We start from the raw sequence: 17,686 nt of genomic DNA on the forward strand, positions 1-17,686 counted from the left end.
CCAGTAAAGCTCAAGCCTCACACTCTTGTGGCGAGCTTCTGTGGCGAGGGAGCTTGCTCCCGCTTGGCTGCGCAGCGGCCACAGGATTTATGCAAGTCAGGCACGCCCAATATCGGCAAACACCGCGCCGGTCTGCTCTTTGAGCACCGAAGGCGCCAACTCGACTTCCAACCCACGCCTCCCCGCACTGACAAACAGGGAGGCAAGCGGCAGGGCGCTACTGTCGATGAAGGTGCGCAAACGCTTCTTCTGGCCCAGCGGGCTGATACCGCCCAGCAGATAACCGGTCGAACGTTGCGCAGCAGCCGGGTCGGCCATCTCGACCTTCTTCACGCCGGCCGCATGGGCCAGGGCTTTCAAATCGAGGCTCCCGGCAACGGGCACGACTGCCACCAGCAGTTCGCCCTTTTCGCTGGCCGCCAACAACGTCTTGAACACCTGCGCCGGCTCCAATCCGAGCTTTTGCGCCGCCTCCAATCCATAGGACGGCGCCTTGGGATCGTGTTCATAACTGTGGATACGATGTTCGGCACGCACTTTCTTAAGCAGATCCAACGCCGGTGTCATGACCGCTCCTGACAAGAAGACCAAAAGGATGGGACGGATTCTATGCCATCGCCCGGTAAAAGACTGCCGGGCCGGACCGACTTCCCGCCTATGCTGGATTCATTCACGACACGAATAGCTGGAATGTGACCACCTGTTCACTTTCGACCTTTGACACCAACGTTTCTTGTCTATATTTTTTCGAAACCGAAAGAAGCAACGCAGATTCCAGCTATAACCCGAGCGAACCGGAACCTCGGTCGTAAACGGATGACTTTATTCGCCGGCTGGGGTGAAATTTCCCTTATTGGTGGACGCCAAGGCTTGCTTCCCTATTTTCGTCCCAAGGCAATCGAAATGACCGACATTCAGAACAAGAACTACATCATTGCCCTCGACCAGGGTACGACCAGCTCGCGCGCGATCATCTTCGACCGTGACGCCAATGTGGTCGGCACCGCCCAGCGCGAATTCGCCCAGCACTATCCGCAGGCCGGCTGGGTCGAGCACGACCCGATGGAAATCTTCGCCACCCAGAGCGCGGTCATGGTGGAAGCCTTGGCCCAGGCGGGCCTGCATCATGACCAGGTCGCCGCCATCGGCATCACCAACCAACGGGAAACCACCGTGGTCTGGGACAAGACCACCGGCCGGCCCATCTATAACGCCGTCGTCTGGCAATGCCGGCGCAGCACCGAGATCTGCCAGCAGCTCAAGCGCGACGGCCACGAGCCCTACATCAGCCAGACCACCGGCCTGGTCACCGACCCGTATTTCTCCGGCACCAAGCTCAAATGGATCCTGGACAACGTGGAAGGCAGCCGCGAACGGGCGCGCAACGGCGAACTGCTGTTCGGCACCGTCGACAGCTGGCTGATCTGGAAATTCACCGGCGGCAAGGTCCACGTCACCGACTACACCAACGCCTCGCGCACGATGCTCTTCAATATCCACTCGCTGGAGTGGGACGCGAAGATGCTCGACCTCCTCGACATCCCCCGCGAAATGCTGCCGCAAGTGAAGTCGTCCTCGCAAATCTATGGCCGCACCAAAAGCGGCATCGCCATCGGCGGCATCGCGGGCGACCAGCAAGCCGCCCTCTTCGGCCAGATGTGCGTGGAGCCGGGCCAGGCAAAAAACACCTACGGCACCGGCTGCTTCCTGCTGATGAACACCGGAAAGAAAGCCGTCAAATCCAATCATGGCCTGCTGACCACCATCGCCTGCGGCCCTCGCGGGGAAGTGGCCTACGCCCTGGAAGGGGCGGTGTTCAATGGTGGGTCGACGGTGCAGTGGCTGCGCGATGAACTGAAAATCATCAACGACGCCCTGGACACCGAATACTTCGCCAACAAGGTCAAGGACAGCAACGGCGTGTACCTGGTGCCCGCCTTCACCGGCCTCGGCGCGCCGTACTGGGACCCTTATGCCCGTGGCGCGCTGTTCGGCCTGACCCGTGGCGTGCGGGTCGATCACATCATCCGCGCGACACTGGAATCGATTGCCTACCAGACCCGCGACGTACTCGACGCCATGCAGCAGGATTGTGGCGAACGCCTCAAGGCCTTGCGCGTCGACGGCGGCGCGGTGGCGAACAACTTCCTGATGCAGTTCCAGGCCGACATTCTCGGAACTCGGGTCGAACGCCCGAAAATGCGCGAAACCACGGCCCTGGGTGCCGCCTACCTGGCGGGCCTGGCGTGCGGTTTCTGGGGCAGCCTGGAAGAGTTGCGCGGCAAAGCGGTGATCGAGCGCGAATTCGAACCGCAACTGGACGAACAAGCCAAGGAAGCGCTCTACGCCGGCTGGAAGAAAGCGGTCAGCCGCACCCGCGACTGGGAACCCCACGAAGACGCGGAATAAACCGACGCAGGTCGTATAAAGAAAAGGCTGAAACTGGCCGGGAGGGGATTCCTGCGGCATCATGGGCACATTTTGCATGGCAGCCCAAAGGAAGCCGTATGAATCTGCCTCCCCGTCAACAGCAAATCCTCGAATTGGTCCGTGAACGCGGCTATGTCAGCATCGAGGAAATGGCCCAGCTTTTTGTCGTCACTCCGCAAACCATCCGCCGCGACATCAATCAATTGGCGGAAGCGAACCTGTTGCGCCGCTACCACGGTGGCGCGGCCTACGACTCAAGCGTGGAAAACACCGCATACGCCATGCGCGCCGACCAGATGCGCGACGAGAAACAGCGGATCGCCGAGGCCATCGCCGCCCAGATCCCCGACCACGCCTCGTTGTTCATCAACATCGGCACCACCACCGAATCCATCGCCCGGGCGCTGCTCAACCACAACCATCTCAAGGTCATCACCAACAACCTGCACGTGGCCTCGATCCTCAGCGCCAAGGACGATTTCGAAGTCCTGATTGCCGGTGGCAACGTGCGGCGTGACGGCGGCGTGGTAGGCCAGGCCAGCGTCGACTTCATCAACCAGTTCAAGGTCGACTTCGCGCTGGTGGGCATCAGCGGCATCGATGAGGACGGCAGCCTGCTGGATTTCGACTACCAGGAAGTGCGGGTCTCCCAAGCCATCATCGCCAACGCCCGGCAAGTGCTGTTGGCAGCGGATTCCAGCAAATTCGGGCGTAACGCCATGGTTCGCCTGGGCCCCATCAGCCTGATCGATTGCCTGGTGACCGACCAGCAACCAGTGCCGGCTTTGGCGCAGTTGCTGAGCCAGCACAAGATTCGGCTGGAAGTGGTTTGACGGCATCCTCAATACCTGGGGCAAGGCTACTGTGGGAGCAAGGCTTGCCCGCGATGAAGGCGACACGGCGTCTACTACAGAACGAGGTGCCTGTTTCGCGAGCAAGCTTTGCTCCCACACATCCTCCTCGCCACAAAAGCGTCTCAGGCCAACTTCCCGCCGCCTAAATGTTCGAAAATTTTCCTTTCAGCTTTCTTTGATCAGTATTTTCAATCGAAGTCGGCTGGCTGTTGCCGTCTTTATGGGCTAGTATTTTCGCAAATGAACATTAATGTTCGAATTCAAATGTTACGAAAAGAGCCCGAGGCCAGCCGATGCCCACTTCCACCTTGCCAACGCCCCCGCTCGCCGAAATCTACGATATTGCCGTGATTGGCGGCGGTATCAATGGCGTGGGGATTGCCGCGGACGCGGCCGGTCGCGGCCTTTCGGTGTTCCTTTGCGAAAAGGACGATCTGGCCAGCCATACTTCGTCGGCCAGCAGCAAGCTGATCCACGGCGGCCTGCGCTACCTCGAACATTATGAATTCCGCCTGGTGCGCGAGGCGCTGGCCGAGCGCGAAGTGTTGCTGACCAAGGCGCCTCACATTGTTAAGCAAATGCGCTTCGTCCTGCCTCACCGCCCGCACTTGCGTCCGGCCTGGATGATCCGTGCCGGCCTGTTCCTCTACGATCACCTGGGCAAGCGCGAACAGCTCGCCGGCTCCAGAAGCTTGAAGTTCGGCGCAGACAGCGTCTTGAAAAGCGAGATCACCAAAGGCTTCGAATACTCCGACTGCTGGGTCGACGACGCGCGGCTGGTGGTGCTCAACGCCATGGCAGCCCGGGAAAAAGGCGCACATGTCCACACCCGCACTCGCTGCGTGAACGCCCGTCGCAGCAAAGGCTTGTGGCATTTGCATCTGGAACGCGCCGATGGCAGCTTGTTTTCGATCCGCGCCAAGGCGCTGGTAAACGCTGCCGGCCCGTGGGTCGCCAAGTTCATTCGCGATGACCTGAAGATGGACTCGCCCTACGGCATCCGCCTGATCCAGGGCAGCCATCTGATCGTGCCGAAACTCTACGAAGGCGAACATGCGCACATTCTTCAAAACGAAGACCAGCGCATCGTGTTCACCATTCCATACCTGAACCAGTTCACGTTAATCGGCACAACAGATCGCGAATACACCGGTGACCCGGCCAAGGTGGCGATCACCGAAGGCGAAACCGATTATCTGCTGCAAGTGGTCAACGCTCACTTCAAGAAACAGATCAGCCGCGACGACATCCTGCACAGCTATTCCGGCGTGCGTCCGTTGTGCAACGACGAATCCGACAACCCGTCGGCCGTCACTCGTGACTACACCTTGGCGCTGTCAGGTAACGGCGAGGAGGCACCGCTGTTGTCGGTGTTCGGTGGCAAGCTGACCACCTACCGCAAGCTGGCCGAATCGGCCATGGCGCAACTGGCCCCGTATTTCACCCGGATGCGTCCGAGCTGGACCGCCATAGAAGCCCTCCCCGGCGGCGAGAACATGACCACCCCGCAGGCGCTGTGTTCGGCGATCCGCGACAAGTTCGACTGGCTGCCCACCGACATCGCCCGCCGCTGGGCCACCACCTACGGCAGCCGCACCTGGCGCATGCTCGAAGGCGTGCACACCCTCGGCGACTTGGGCGAACACATCGGCGCCGGTCTCTATACCCGCGAAGTCGATTATCTGTGCAGTGACGAATGGGCCATCGACGCCCAGGACATCTTGTGGCGCCGCAGCAAGCTGGGACTGTTCACCACACCGGCCGAACAGGAAAAGCTGCAACAGTACCTGAACAAGGTCGAGCAGAATCGCCGCAAGATCGAAGCGGCCTGAACGATATAACCCGCTAGACAAAAGCCCCTGGGTCCTGCGATCCAGGGGTTTCTTGCTGCCTGACATCCACCTCTCCACCCCGCTCCCACAGACTCATGCGTGGCAAAGACATTCGGTTTTCCGAACACGACCCATCAGTCAGTTCGGCAAACCGGATAAGACAGCCCCTGAAAAACCCGAAACAAAACATTAATTACCTTACAAAACAATAAAATAGGCGCACTCGACTGGCCTGGCACGAGTCATGCTCTACACTCCCTCGAGACGAATGCCTGTGCGCCAACACAACAGGAGCTGACAGGCATTTCGAAGTACTCAGGGCCGACGAACCGGCTGAATAAAAAAAACAATGTCGAGGAAACACCGATGCGTATCGTTCCCCATCTCCTGGGCGCAGCCATGGCGGCCGCTCTGATCAGCACTCCGGCTTTCGCGGCCGAACTGACCGGCACACTGAAAAAAATCAAAGAGTCCGGCGTTATCACGCTTGGGCATCGCGACGCTTCCATTCCGTTTTCCTACATCGCAGACGCCTCCGGCAAACCGGTCGGCTACTCCCACGACATTCAACTGAAAGTCGTCGAAGCCCTGAAAAAAGACCTGGGCATGCCTGACCTGCAAGTCAAGTACAACCTCGTCACCTCGCAAACCCGTATCCCGCTGGTGCAGAACGGCACCGTAGACCTGGAGTGCGGCTCCACCACCAACAACGTCGAGCGTCAGCAGCAGGTTGACTTCTCCGTGGGTATCTTCGAGATCGGTACTCGGTTGTTGTCCAAGAAAGACTCCAAATACAAGGATTTCGACGACCTCAAGGGCAAGAACGTCGTGACCACCGCGGGCACCACCTCCGAGCGCCTGCTCAAGTCCATGAACGCCGACAAGCAGATGGGCATGAACGTGATCTCCGCCAAGGACCACGGCGAATCCTTCCAGATGCTGGAATCAGGTCGTGCCGTCGCGTTCATGATGGACGACGCCCTGCTGGCCGGCGAAGCCGCCAAGGCCAAGAAAGCCGATGACTGGGCCGTGACCGGTACCCCGCAGTCCTACGAAATCTATGGCTGCATGATGCGCAAGGGCGACGAGCCGTTCAAAAAGGCTGTCGATGACGCCATCAAGGCCACCTACACCTCGGGCGAGATCAACAAGATCTACGAGAAATGGTTCATGCAACCCGTCCCGCCAAAAGGCCTGAACCTGAACTTCCCGATGAGCGACGAACTCAAGGCCCTGATCGCCAACCCGACCGACAAAGCGGCTGACGACAAGAAGTCCTGATTTCTGACTAGTCTTCTCCTGAAAGGACACCCGTCCTTTCAGGAGGCCGTCACTCCCTGCTGGCAAAAAGGAAACATCGAAACGGTGAGGTCGAGCCGTGGGTGTGTACCCGTTCGTCACGATCGGGTGGGAAAGGATTTCCCCCTGCAGACATTTGTACATTGATCGATCTGAGGGGAGACCCTAATGAATTACAACTGGGACTGGAGCGTGTTCTTCAAGTCCACCGGCGTGGGCAGCGAGACCTATCTCGACTGGTACGTGTCCGGCCTGGGCTGGACCATCGCCATCGCCGTCGTGGCCTGGATCATCGCCCTGCTGCTGGGCTCGATCCTGGGCGTGATGCGCACCGTGCCGAACCGGCTGGTGTCGGGCATCGCCACTTGCTACGTGGAGCTCTTTCGTAATGTGCCGCTGCTGGTGCAGCTGTTCATCTGGTACTTCCTGGTGCCCGACCTGCTGCCGGAAAACCTGCAGGAGTGGTACAAGCAGGACCTGAACCCGACCACCTCGGCCTACCTGAGCGTCGTCGTGTGCCTGGGCCTGTTCACCGCCGCCCGGGTGTGCGAACAGGTACGCACCGGCATCCAGGCGCTGCCACGCGGCCAGGAATCCGCCGCCCGCGCCATGGGTTTCAAACTGCCGCAGATCTACTGGAACGTGCTGCTGCCACAGGCCTACCGGATCATCATTCCGCCGCTGACCTCGGAGTTCCTCAACGTCTTCAAGAACTCGTCCGTGGCCTCGCTGATCGGCCTGATGGAACTGCTCGCGCAGACCAAGCAGACCGCCGAGTTCTCCGCCAACCTGTTCGAAGCCTTCACCCTGGCGACGCTGATCTACTTCACCCTGAACATGAGCCTGATGCTGCTCATGCGCATGGTCGAGAAGAAAGTCGCGGTGCCCGGCCTGATCTCCGTAGGGGGTAAATGATGGAATTCGATTTCAGTGGCGTCGTCCCGGCCATTCCCGGCTTGTGGAATGGCATGGTCATGACCCTCAAGCTGATGGTCCTCGGCGTGGTCGGCGGGATCGTCCTGGGGACTATCCTGGCCCTGATGCGCCTGTCCCATAACCGCCTGTTGTCCAATTTCGCCGGGGCCTACGTCAACTATTTCCGCTCGATCCCGTTGCTGCTGGTCATCACCTGGTTCTACCTGGCGGTGCCGTTCGTGCTGCGCTGGATCACCGGCGAAGACACGCCGATCGGCGCATTCGGCTCCTGCATCGTGGCGTTCATGATGTTCGAAGCGGCGTACTTCTGCGAAATCGTCCGGGCCGGCGTGCAGGCGATCCCCAAGGGCCAGATGGGCGCCGCACAGGCACTGGGCATGAATTATGGCCAGACCATGCGCCTGATCATCCTGCCCCAGGCGTTTCGCAAGATGACCCCGCTGCTGCTGCAACAAAGCATCATCCTGTTTCAGGACACCTCGCTGGTCTACACCGTCGGCCTGGTGGACTTCCTCAATGCTTCGCGGGCCAGTGGCGACATCATCGGCCGCTCCAATGAGTTCCTGATCGTCGCAGGTCTCGTGTACTTCACCATCAGCTTTGCCGCTTCGCAGCTGGTCAAGCGTCTGCAAAAAAGGTTCGCCGTATGATCTCTATCAAGAACATCAACAAGTGGTATGGGGACTTCCAGGTACTGACCAATTGCAGCACCGAGGTCAGCAAGGGTGAAGTGGTGGTGGTGTGCGGGCCGTCGGGTTCGGGCAAGTCCACGCTGATCAAGTGCGTGAACGCCCTGGAGCCGTTCCAGAAAGGCGACATCGTGGTCGACGGCACCTCCATTGCCGACCCGAAGACCAACCTGCCGAAATTGCGCTCGCGGGTGGGCATGGTGTTCCAGCATTTCGAGCTGTTCCCGCACCTGACCATCACCGAAAACCTGACCATCGCACAGATCAAGGTGCTGGGTCGCAGCAAGGAAGAAGCCACCAAGAAGGGCCTGCAACTGCTTGAGCGCGTTGGCCTGGCGGCCCACGCCCACAAGCACCCGGGCCAGCTCTCTGGCGGCCAGCAGCAGCGCGTGGCAATTGCCCGTGCGTTGGCGATGGACCCGGTGGTGATGCTGTTCGACGAACCGACCTCAGCCCTTGACCCGGAAATGGTCAACGAAGTGCTCGACGTGATGGTGCAACTGGCCCACGAAGGCATGACCATGATGTGCGTGACCCACGAAATGGGCTTCGCCCGCAAAGTGGCGAACCGGGTGATCTTCATGGACCAGGGCCAGATCATCGAAGACTGCAAGAAAGAAGAGTTCTTCGGCGACATCAGCGCCCGCTCCGAACGCGCGCAGCATTTCCTTGAGAAAATCCTGCAGCACTAAACAACACCGCTTCCTTTAGATGAGCCCTTGTGGCGAGGGAGCTTGCTCCCGCTGGGTTGCGCAGCGACCCCAGAACCAGCGAATGCGGTGTACCTGGAAGTACCGCATTGACTGGTTTTACGACTGCTTCGCAGCCGAGCGGGAGCAAGCTCCCTCGCCACGGGACCGTGTTCAAAAGGGCGACCACGGCCACACTGGTTGACCCAAGGCTTCTGTGATGAAATGCGACCCCACCCTCTATCGCGCCTCGCCGCCATCACTTGCCGTGAAACCCCGCCTGATCCGCCATCTGTTCCTGCCGCCACTGATCATTGCCCTGATGATCGGCCTGGGTTACCTCGGCTTCTGGATCAGCGAGCACTACGGCATTCGCAGCCTCGCCGAGAACGGCGAACGCCAGCTCGAGCTGCACGCCCGTGCCGTCGAGAGCGAGATCAGCAAGTACACCTACCTGCCCAGCCTGCTGGAGCTTGAGTCCAGCGTCTCGCAACTGCTTGACGATCCGACGCCCGAACACCGCAAGACCGTCAACGAATACCTCGAAGGCCTGAACCGCCGCAGCCGCAGCCGGGCCATTTATGTGATGGACACCACTGGCCGGGTCATGGCCACCAGCAACTGGCGCGACGTCGACAGTTACCTGGGTGAAGACCTGTCCTTTCGCGCCTATTTCCAGAACGCCGTGCGCGGCCAGCCGGGGCGTTTCTACGGCATCGGCAGCACCAATGGCGAACCCGGCTACTACCTCGCCCACGGCCTGGAGCAACAGGGCAAGATCATCGGCGTCGCCGTGGTCAAGGTGCGCCTCGAAGCCATGGAAGAACGCTGGCAACGGGCGCGCCTGGAAGCGTTCGTCAGCGACGAGAACGGCATCATCATCCTGTCCAGCGACCCGGCGCGGCGCCTCAAGTCGGTGCGCCCACTGAGCGACGAGACCAAGGAACGCCTGGCCCGCAGCCTGCAATACTATTGGTTCCCGCTGAACGAGCTGATTCCGCTGGCCCGGGAGCGACTGGCCGAAGGCATGGAGCTGTTGACCTTCCCGGCCAACGCTGAAGTCGCGGCCGACAAGCCCGCCAGCAGTTACCTCTCCCAGACCCGCCCCCTGAGCGACACCCCGTGGAATTTCACCCTGCTGACGCCGCTGGAAGACCTGCGCCGCCAGGCGATCAACCAGGGCATCCTGGTGGCCGTGGCCTTTGCCCTGGTAGCGTTCCTGCTGATCGCCTGGAACGAACGGCGCAAAGTCATCGCCACCCGCCTCGCCGCCCGCGAAGCCTTGCAGGAGGCCAACAACCAGCTCGAGCGTCGGATTTCCGAACGCACCACGGACCTGCGGGCCAGCAACGAACGTCTCAAGGGCCAGATCCGTGAACGACGGCAGGCCGAAGAGACCTTGCGCCGCGCCCAGGACGAGCTGGTGCAAGCCGGAAAACTGGCCGCCATCGGCCAGATGTCCACCAGCATCGCCCACGAACTCAACCAGCCACTGGCAGCGCTGCGCACCTTGTCCGGCAATACCGTGCGCTTCCTGGAACGGGGCCAGCTGGACATCGCCAGCACCAACCTCAAGACCATCAACGAACTGATCGACCGCATGGGCCGGATCACCGCCAGCCTGCGCGCCTTTGCCCGGCGCGGCGACGACCAGGGCCGGGCGAGCCTGGGCAAGGCGGTCGAAGCGGCGCTGCAACTGCTGGGCGGGCGCCTGGAGAACCTGGACATCCGGATCCACAGCTGTTTCGACGACACCCAATTGCAAATCGACCAGACGCGCCTGGAGCAAATCCTGGTCAACCTGATCGGCAATGCCCTGGACGCCATGCGCACGCAACCCGAGCCACAGCTATGGCTCGAAGGTGACATCGTCGAGGGCAAATACCGCCTGCGAGTACGGGACAACGGCCATGGCATCGACCCCGAGGCGCGCAAGCATCTGTTCGAACCCTTTTTCACCACCAAGCCCGGCGAACAAGGCCTGGGCCTGGGGCTGACGCTCTCGGCGAGCCTGGCCGCCGCCGCGGGTGGGCACCTGGGCGTCGAATACCCGGTCGAGCGTGGCACCACCTTCGTCCTCAGTTTACCGTTGGTAAGCCCTTCACCTGCCGAGCCGCTATGAACAACGACCTGAGCGTATTGATCGTCGAAGACGATCCCCATGTCCTGCTGGGCTGCCAGCAAGCCCTGAGCCTGGAAGACATTCCGTGCATCGGTGTGGGCAGCGCCGAAGAAGCCCTGGCGCAAGTGGGCGATGACTTTGCCGGCATCGTCATCAGCGACATTCGCCTGCCGGGCATCGATGGCCTGGAGCTGCTGACGCGCCTCAAGGCACGGGACCGCAGCCTCCCGGTGGTGCTGATCACCGGCCACGGCGACATCTCCATGGCCGTCGGCGCCATGCAGAAAGGCGCCTATGACTTCATGGAAAAACCGTTCTCCCCCGAACGCCTGGTGGACGTTGCCCGCCGCGCGCTGGAACAGCGCAGCCTGGCCCGTGAGGTGTCCTCCCTGCGTCGGCAATTGGCCGAACGCGATTCCCTGGAAGGCCGGATCATCGGCCGCTCGCCGGCCATGCAACATTTGCGCGAGCTGATCGCCAACGTCGCCGACACGTCGGCCAACGTGCTGATCGAAGGCGAAACCGGCACCGGCAAGGAACTGGTCGCGCGCTGCCTGCACGATTTCAGCCGGCGCCACACCAAGCAGTTCGTCGCGCTCAACTGCGGCGGCTTGCCGGAGAACCTGTTCGAAAGCGAGATCTTCGGCCACGAGGCCAACGCCTTCACCGGCGCCGGCAAGCGCCGGATCGGCAAGATCGAGCACGCCGATGGCGGCACGCTGTTTCTCGACGAAGTGGAAAGCATGCCCCTGCCCTTGCAGATCAAACTGCTGCGAGTGTTGCAGGAGCGCACCCTCGAACGGCTGGGATCGAACCAGAGCGTGGCCGTGGATTGCCGGGTGATCGCCGCCACCAAGTCCGACCTGGACGAACTGGGCCGCGCCGGACAGTTTCGCAGCGACTTGTATTACCGACTCAACGTGGTGACCTTGGAACTGCCGCCCCTGCGCGAGCGGCGCGAAGACATCCTGCAATTGTTCGAGCACTTCCTCCAGCAGTCATCCCTGCGCTTCGACCGCACAGTGCCGACGCTGGACAACCAGACCCTGTCGAACCTGATGAGCCATGACTGGCCGGGCAACGTGCGCGAACTGCGCAACGTCGCCGAGCGCTACGCCCTCGGCCTGCCAGCCTTCAAGAAACCGGGGGCCAGCAGCGGCAGCCAGGGCCTGGCCTTCGCCGAGGCGGTGGAAGCGTTCGAGCGCAACCTGCTGATGGACGCCCTGCAACGCAGCGGTGGCAACCTGACCCAAGCCAGCCAGGAGCTGGGCATGGCCAAGACCACGTTGTTCGACAAAGTCAAAAAATATGGCCTGAGCCATTAACGAGGCGGTCAACCTGTGGACCTGATTTTCAAGGCGGCACTCGGTGCGGCCGTGGTGGTCATCCTGGCGATGCTGGCCAAGACCAAGAACTATTACATCGCCGGGCTGGTGCCGCTGTTCCCCACTTTCGCCCTGATCGCCCATTACATCGTCGGCAAAGGCCGCTCGGTGGAGGACTTGAAGACCACCATCGTGTTTGGCATGTGGTCGATCATTCCGTACTTCGTCTACTTGGCGACGCTGTACGTGATGGTCGACCGCCTGCGCCTGGAAGCGTCGCTCGCCGTAGCAGCCGTCGCCTGGCTGATGGCGGCGACGGTGCTGGTCAGCGTCTGGGTGCGGGTTCACGGCTGAACCCGCGGCGACGCACACTCCGTAGGATCAATAGCCCACGGTATACCGCGTGCGCGAGAACTCCGGCGTTTCCACTTCATCGATCATCGCGATGGCATAGTCGGCAAAGCTGATCCAACTGCGCCCGGCACCGTCGAACAGCAGGTGATCCTTGCCGAGGCGGAACTGACCGGTGCGCTCGGTTTCGACGAACTCCGCCGATGGCGAGAGGAAGGTCCAGTCCAGGTCCTCTTCTTTGCGCAGCACGTCCAGGAACAGCGCGCCGGCAGTGGCTTCAGCCAGGTATTCCTCCGGGAAGCCATCACTGTCGACCACACGGCTGTTGTCCGGCAACAACAACGAACCGGCCCCGCCCACCACCAGCAAACGCTTGACCCCAGCAGCCTTCACTGGCGCGATGACCTTGTCGGCCGGCACCGTGGAAAAATGCACAGCACTGATCACCACGTCGTGCCCGGCAATGGCGGCGATCAGCGCCTCGCTGTCCAATACATCCAGTTGCTTGCTGACCACCCCGGCCCTTTCGCCGATTTTTGCAGTGTTGCGAGCAATGGCCGTCACGCTGTGGCCGCGACGCAGGGCTTCTTCCAACAGTTGGCTGCCAGCACGACCGGTGGCGCCGATGATTGCGATTTTGCTCATGGTGTTCTCCAGTGATTACAGATAGAGGCTATTGAAGCTGTGCTCGAAACGAACATGACCAATCTTTGCGGTATGTACACCGTTGTGGCGAGGGAGCTTGCTCCCGCTGGGCTGCGAAGCAGCCGCAAAACGGCTCACGCTGTGTATCAGGTGCAAACTGTTTGTTGGCATTGGGGCCGCTTCGCAGCCCAGCGGGAGCAAGCTCCCTCGCCACAGAAGCACATCCGATGCCCTGGAATCAGGGTTGTCACCACTTCATCTCACCCTTCGCCACCTTGGCACTGAGTTCCAGGGAACTGTCTTCACCCAGGTTCGGGTAGCGTTGCTTCATGGCGGCGATCAGCGCAGCGGAATCCTTGGCCTTGGCGGTTTCTTCATCGAAAGCCTCGATGTAGCCGGCGGTGAATGTCACCGGGGCCAGAGACCGGGCGCTTTCACCCAGGTAGTGGCCCGGGATCACGGTGTTCGGTTGCAGCTTTTCAATACCGGCGAGGGTCGCCAGCCAGTCCTTGTGGGACTGCGGCGTCTGGGTGTCAGCCATCCAGACATGAATGTTCTCGGCGACCACCACACCGCCAACCACGGCCTTGATGGATGGAATCCACACGAAACTGCGGTCCGGCTGCGGGCCATCGAGACCGACGATCTGCAAGCGCTGGCCTTCCAAAGTCAGACTGTCGCTCTTGAGCACCTGGGGCACGATGGCCTTGGCCGGTGCATCGGTCTTGAGGATCGGCCCCCAATACTTCAGCTTGCCGTCCATGGTCTGCTTGATGTGCGCGACGGTCGGCGCCGACGCCAGCACCTTGGCCTCGGGGAACGCGGCAGTCAGGGTTTCCAGACCAAAATAGTAGTCTGGATCGCCATGGCTGATGTAGATCGTGATCAATCGCTTGCCGCTGGCGCGGATTTTTTCCACCACTTGGGCGGCCTGGGTCTTACCGAATTGGGCGTCCACCAGAATCGCTTCTTTTTCACCACTGACCAACACCGAAGTCACCGGAAAAACCGCTGCCGCGCCGGGGTTGTAGACGTCGAGCGTCAGGTTCGCGGCCCAGCTCTGGGCCGTGAAGGCCAAGGCGGCGGTTGCTAGCAGCAGGCGCTTGAGTGGGGTGAATCCGGTCATGGTGTGCTCCGTTGTCCAAAAGCCCGAAGGGAATGAGAAAGAGCTTAGTCACCTGGCTCGTTCCAAAAAATGCGATGCTGCAACATAGTTTGTTTCTGAAAGCGGGCAAATCATGGATCGTCTACAAGCAATGCGTGTCTTCACCACCGTAGTCGACCTGGGCAGCCAGTCGGCGGCGGCCGAGCACCTGGACCTGTCGCGACCTGTGGTGTCGCGGTATCTGGCGGAGCTGGAGGATTGGGTCGGCGCCCGGCTGATGCACCGCACAACGCGCAAACTGAGCCTGACGGCCGCAGGCGCCGAGATCCTGCCGCGCTGCCGGCAGATGCTCGAACTGTCCACGGACATGCAAGCCGCCGTCAGTGCTCCGGACGATGCGCCAAGGGGCATGCTGCGCATCAGCGCCAGCACGTCATTCGGCCAGGCCCAGTTGGCGGCCGCCATGAGCGAATTCGTCCAGCGCTACCCTGGGGTGAGTGTCGACCTGCAGATGCTCGACCGCACCGTGAACCTGGTGGACGAACGCATCGACCTGGCGATCCGCATGAGCAACGACCTGGATCCCAACCTGATCGCCCGTCGCCTCACCGTCTGCCGCTCAGTGATCTGCGCCTCGCCCGCCTATCTGCGCGAACATCCGGCACCCCGGCGCGTCGAGGAACTGACCCGGCACAACTGCCTGACCCATTCCTACGTCGGCAAGAGCCTGTGGCATTTCGAGCAGGACGGCGAGCAGGTCTCGGTGCCGGTGCAAGGCAACATCAGCGCCAACGAAGCCAGCACGCTCCTGCGGGCCACCGTGGCCGGCGCCGGCGTGGCGATGCTGCCCAGCTACCAGGCCGGCGCCCACATCAAGAACGGCGAACTGATCCGCCTGCTGCCCCACGCCGAACCCCGCCGGATGACCATGTACGCGGTCTACGCGTCACGCAAGCACATGCCCTCGGCGCTGCGCAGCCTGTTGGATTTCTTGGTGGTGAAATTTCCCGAGGTGCCGGAGTGGGATGTGGGGTTGTAGAGGATGGTGGCCTCGCCGAAAACCTACTGTGGGATCCAGCTTACCCTCTGAAGTCGTACCAGGATTCCACCCACCACCCGCCCCAAGGCATACTTGCCACCCTCCACACTCCAGGACCCAGAAGCGCCCCATGCGTATCCACGTCAGTTTCATCGACCGCGTCGGCATCACCCAGGAAGTCCTGGCCTTGCTCGGTGGACGCAATCTCAACCTGGATGCCGTGGAGATGGTGCCGCCCAACGTCTACATCGATGCCCCGACCCTCAGCCCGCAAGTGCTGGATGAGCTGCGCGAAGCATTGTTCAGTGTGCGTGGCGTGCAGGCGGTCACCGTGGTGGACATCCTTCCGGGACAGCGCCGGCACTTGCAGCTCGATGCCCTGCTGGCCGCCATGACCGACCCGGTGCTGGCCGTGGACAGCGCTGGCAAGGTGCTGCTGGCCAACCCCGCGCTGATCGCCTTGTACGGGCGCGAGCCGATGGGCGAAAGCGTGGCCGAGCTGTTCGGCGACAAAGCGCTGCTGGGCACCTTGCTGGAGAACGGCTTCCGCCTGCCGCTACGGGAAATTACCCTCAACGGCCAGACCCTGCTGCTGGACGCCACGCCGATCACCGACGCCGGCGCGCTGCTGACGCTCTATCCGCCGAACCGCATCGGCGAACGCCTCTCCGCCTTGCACCACGATCACGCCGAAGGTTTCGACGCGTTGCTGGGCGAATCCCCGGCGATCCGCACCCTCAAGGCCCGGGCACAGCGGGTTGCGGCCCTGGACGCGCCGCTGTTGATCCAGGGCGAAACCGGCACCGGCAAGGAATTGGTCGCCCGGGCCTGCCACGCCATCAGCGCCCGCCACGGCGCCCCGTTCCTGGCCCTGAACTGCGCGGCGTTGCCGGAGAACCTGGCCGAAAGCGAACTGTTCGGCTACGCCCCTGGCGCCTTCACCGGCGCCCAACGGGGCGGCAAGCCAGGGCTGATGGAGCTGGCGAACCAGGGCACGGTGTTCCTCGACGAAATCGGCGAGATGTCGCCGTACCTGCAAGCCAAGCTGCTGCGCTTTTTGAACGACGGCAGTTTCAGGCGGGTCGGCGGCGACCGCGAGATCAAGGTCAACGTGCGCATCCTCAGCGCCACCCACCGCAACCTGGAGAAAATGGTCAGCGAGGGTTCGTTCCGCGAAGACCTGTTCTATCGCCTGAACGTGCTCAACGTCGAAGTCCCGCCGCTGCGTGAGCGCGGCCAGGACATCCTGCTGCTGGCGCGCTACTTCATGCAGCAGGCCTGTGCGCAGATCCAGCGCCCGGTCTGCCGCCTCGCCCCCGGCACGTACCCGGCGCTGCTGGGCAACCGCTGGCCGGGCAACGTGCGGCAATTGCAGAACGTGATTTTCCGCGCCGCCGCCATCTGCGAAAGCAGCCTGGTGGACATCGGCGACCTGGACATCGCCGGCACCTCCGTGGCGCGCCAGGGCGACGTGGAAGTCGAAAGCCTGGAGCAGGCCGTGGAGACCTTCGAGAAACACCTGCTCGAAAGCCTCTACGTCAACTACCCCTCCACCCGCCAACTTGCCAGTCGCCTGCAAACCTCCCACACGGCGATTGCCCATCGGTTGCGCAAGTATGGGATTCCCAATAAGCCGTGATGCTTCTGCGCACCACCTCCCACCGGAGGTCTGCGGCGTGTTGAAAGTCGCGCCAAAAACGACCTCGACCGTACTGAAAGCGCTACAGTGGAACGATATCGCTACAGACGCCGTTAAACTGCGCCGGATAAGGCTTTGATCCCCCAACCTTTTTGTCCCGGCCCAGTGCTGTAGCGATTTCGCTACACACGCCGCTTTGCCCCTCTCGCCAAATCGCCATAACCCATTGATAAAAATGCACATATTCGTATTGGCCGCATTCTTGCTATGGATATAGGCATTCGGCCGGGCCAAGCCCCGTGCCTTCTTCGCGTCCACCAGACGAATCTGGCCCCAGGAGTTTCCATGAGCGAGTTGCGTTTCACTGAAGATCACGAATGGCTGCGTGCCGAAGCCGACGGCAGCGTTACAGTCGGCATTACTGCGTTTGCCCAGAACGCCTTGGGCGATGTGGTCTATGTTCAGTTACCGGAACTGCAAACCTACGCCAAGGGTGACGAGGCCTCTACCGTGGAATCGGTGAAAGCCGCCAGCGGTGTCTACATGCCACTGGACGGTGAAGTGCTCGAAGTGAACCCGGCCCTGGAAAGCAATCCGGAACTGGTCAACGAAGATCCGCTGGGCGAAGGCTGGTTTTTCCGCTTCAAGCCAGCCAGCGCCAGCGATGTTGGCCAACTGCTGGATCAGGACGCCTACGACCGCCTGATCAAAGCCAACGCCGAAGCCTGAGG

The 17,686-nt window shown here is 61.5% G+C and carries 16 protein-coding genes; 13 read left to right on the forward strand and 3 right to left on the reverse strand.

Annotation, left to right across the window (positions count from 1 at the left end; all coding sequences use genetic code 11):
- Nucleotides 1-96: 96 nt before the first annotated feature.
- Nucleotides 97-567, reverse strand: a complete 471-nt coding sequence (ybaK, locus tag ACODSJ_RS04020; RefSeq protein ID WP_489100492.1) for a Cys-tRNA(Pro) deacylase — start codon at nt 565-567, stop codon at nt 97-99.
- Nucleotides 568-903: 336 nt separating this feature from the next.
- On the opposite strand from ybaK, the gene glpK reads away from it, so the two are divergent.
- From glpK to ACODSJ_RS04070, 10 genes are all read left to right on the forward strand, one after another.
- Nucleotides 904-2,409 carry a glycerol kinase GlpK gene (gene glpK / locus ACODSJ_RS04025; protein ID WP_489100493.1) on the forward strand — a complete coding sequence of 502 codons (1,506 nt, stop codon included), beginning with the start codon at nt 904-906 and terminating at the stop codon, nt 2,407-2,409.
- Nucleotides 2,410-2,507: 98 nt separating this feature from the next.
- On the forward strand, nt 2,508-3,263 hold the full coding sequence (locus ACODSJ_RS04030; RefSeq protein WP_039591738.1) for a DeoR/GlpR family transcriptional regulator: 756 nt from the start codon (nt 2,508-2,510) through the stop codon (nt 3,261-3,263).
- A 314-nt stretch (nt 3,264-3,577) separates the two neighbouring features.
- The gene (gene glpD / locus ACODSJ_RS04035; protein ID WP_489100494.1) at nt 3,578-5,116 is read left to right on the forward strand and encodes a glycerol-3-phosphate dehydrogenase; all 1,539 of its coding nucleotides are present in this window, start codon (nt 3,578-3,580) and stop codon (nt 5,114-5,116) included.
- Nucleotides 5,117-5,482: 366 nt separating this feature from the next.
- Entirely contained in the window at nt 5,483-6,397 is a 915-nt protein-coding gene (locus ACODSJ_RS04040; protein WP_489100495.1) for a glutamate/aspartate ABC transporter substrate-binding protein, read from the forward strand.
- Between the two features lie 186 nt (nt 6,398-6,583).
- Nucleotides 6,584-7,330, forward strand: coding sequence for an amino acid ABC transporter permease (locus tag ACODSJ_RS04045; protein WP_489100496.1), 747 nt, complete (start codon nt 6,584-6,586; stop codon nt 7,328-7,330).
- Entirely contained in the window at nt 7,330-8,001 is a 672-nt protein-coding gene (locus ACODSJ_RS04050) for an amino acid ABC transporter permease (RefSeq protein WP_489100595.1), read from the forward strand. Before ACODSJ_RS04045 ends, ACODSJ_RS04050 begins: the two co-directional genes overlap by 1 nt.
- Entirely contained in the window at nt 7,998-8,732 is a 735-nt protein-coding gene (locus ACODSJ_RS04055; protein ID WP_053145852.1) for an amino acid ABC transporter ATP-binding protein, read from the forward strand. Before ACODSJ_RS04050 ends, ACODSJ_RS04055 begins: the two co-directional genes overlap by 4 nt.
- 217 nt (nt 8,733-8,949) lie before the next feature.
- Nucleotides 8,950-10,851, forward strand: a complete 1,902-nt coding sequence (aauS, locus tag ACODSJ_RS04060; RefSeq protein ID WP_489100497.1) for a two-component sensor histidine kinase AauS — start codon at nt 8,950-8,952, stop codon at nt 10,849-10,851.
- Nucleotides 10,848-12,176, forward strand: a complete 1,329-nt coding sequence (gene aauR / locus ACODSJ_RS04065) for a two-component response regulator AauR (protein ID WP_489100498.1) — start codon at nt 10,848-10,850, stop codon at nt 12,174-12,176. Before aauS ends, aauR begins: the two co-directional genes overlap by 4 nt.
- Nucleotides 12,177-12,200: 24 nt before the next feature.
- Nucleotides 12,201-12,530 carry a GlpM family protein gene (locus ACODSJ_RS04070; RefSeq protein ID WP_489100596.1) on the forward strand — a complete coding sequence of 110 codons (330 nt, stop codon included), beginning with the start codon at nt 12,201-12,203 and terminating at the stop codon, nt 12,528-12,530.
- Between the two features lie 27 nt (nt 12,531-12,557).
- On the opposite strand, the gene ACODSJ_RS04075 is transcribed toward ACODSJ_RS04070, so the two are convergent.
- Nucleotides 12,558-13,172: an NAD(P)-dependent oxidoreductase gene (locus ACODSJ_RS04075; protein WP_489100499.1), complete on the reverse strand. Its 615-nt coding sequence runs from the start codon at nt 13,170-13,172 to the stop codon at nt 12,558-12,560.
- Between the two features lie 247 nt (nt 13,173-13,419).
- The gene (locus ACODSJ_RS04080) at nt 13,420-14,298 is read right to left on the reverse strand and encodes an MBL fold metallo-hydrolase (protein WP_489100500.1); all 879 of its coding nucleotides are present in this window, start codon (nt 14,296-14,298) and stop codon (nt 13,420-13,422) included.
- 112 nt (nt 14,299-14,410) lie between these two features.
- Here ACODSJ_RS04080 and ACODSJ_RS04085 point away from each other — a divergent pair, with 112 nt between their 5' ends.
- The 3 genes from ACODSJ_RS04085 (at nt 14,411) to gcvH (ending at nt 17,684) form a co-directional block, all read left to right on the forward strand.
- The gene (locus ACODSJ_RS04085; protein WP_489100501.1) at nt 14,411-15,316 is read left to right on the forward strand and encodes a LysR family transcriptional regulator; all 906 of its coding nucleotides are present in this window, start codon (nt 14,411-14,413) and stop codon (nt 15,314-15,316) included.
- Between the two features lie 130 nt (nt 15,317-15,446).
- Nucleotides 15,447-16,955 carry a sigma-54-dependent transcriptional regulator gene (locus tag ACODSJ_RS04090; protein WP_489100502.1) on the forward strand — a complete coding sequence of 503 codons (1,509 nt, stop codon included), beginning with the start codon at nt 15,447-15,449 and terminating at the stop codon, nt 16,953-16,955.
- A gap of 345 nt (nt 16,956-17,300) precedes the next feature.
- Nucleotides 17,301-17,684 (forward strand): glycine cleavage system protein GcvH, encoded by a 384-nt coding sequence (gene gcvH / locus ACODSJ_RS04095; protein WP_489100503.1) that lies wholly within the window; start codon nt 17,301-17,303, stop codon nt 17,682-17,684.
- The last annotated feature ends 2 nt before the right edge of the window (nt 17,685-17,686 follow it).

The organism is Pseudomonas sp. FG6 (genome assembly GCF_057809015.1).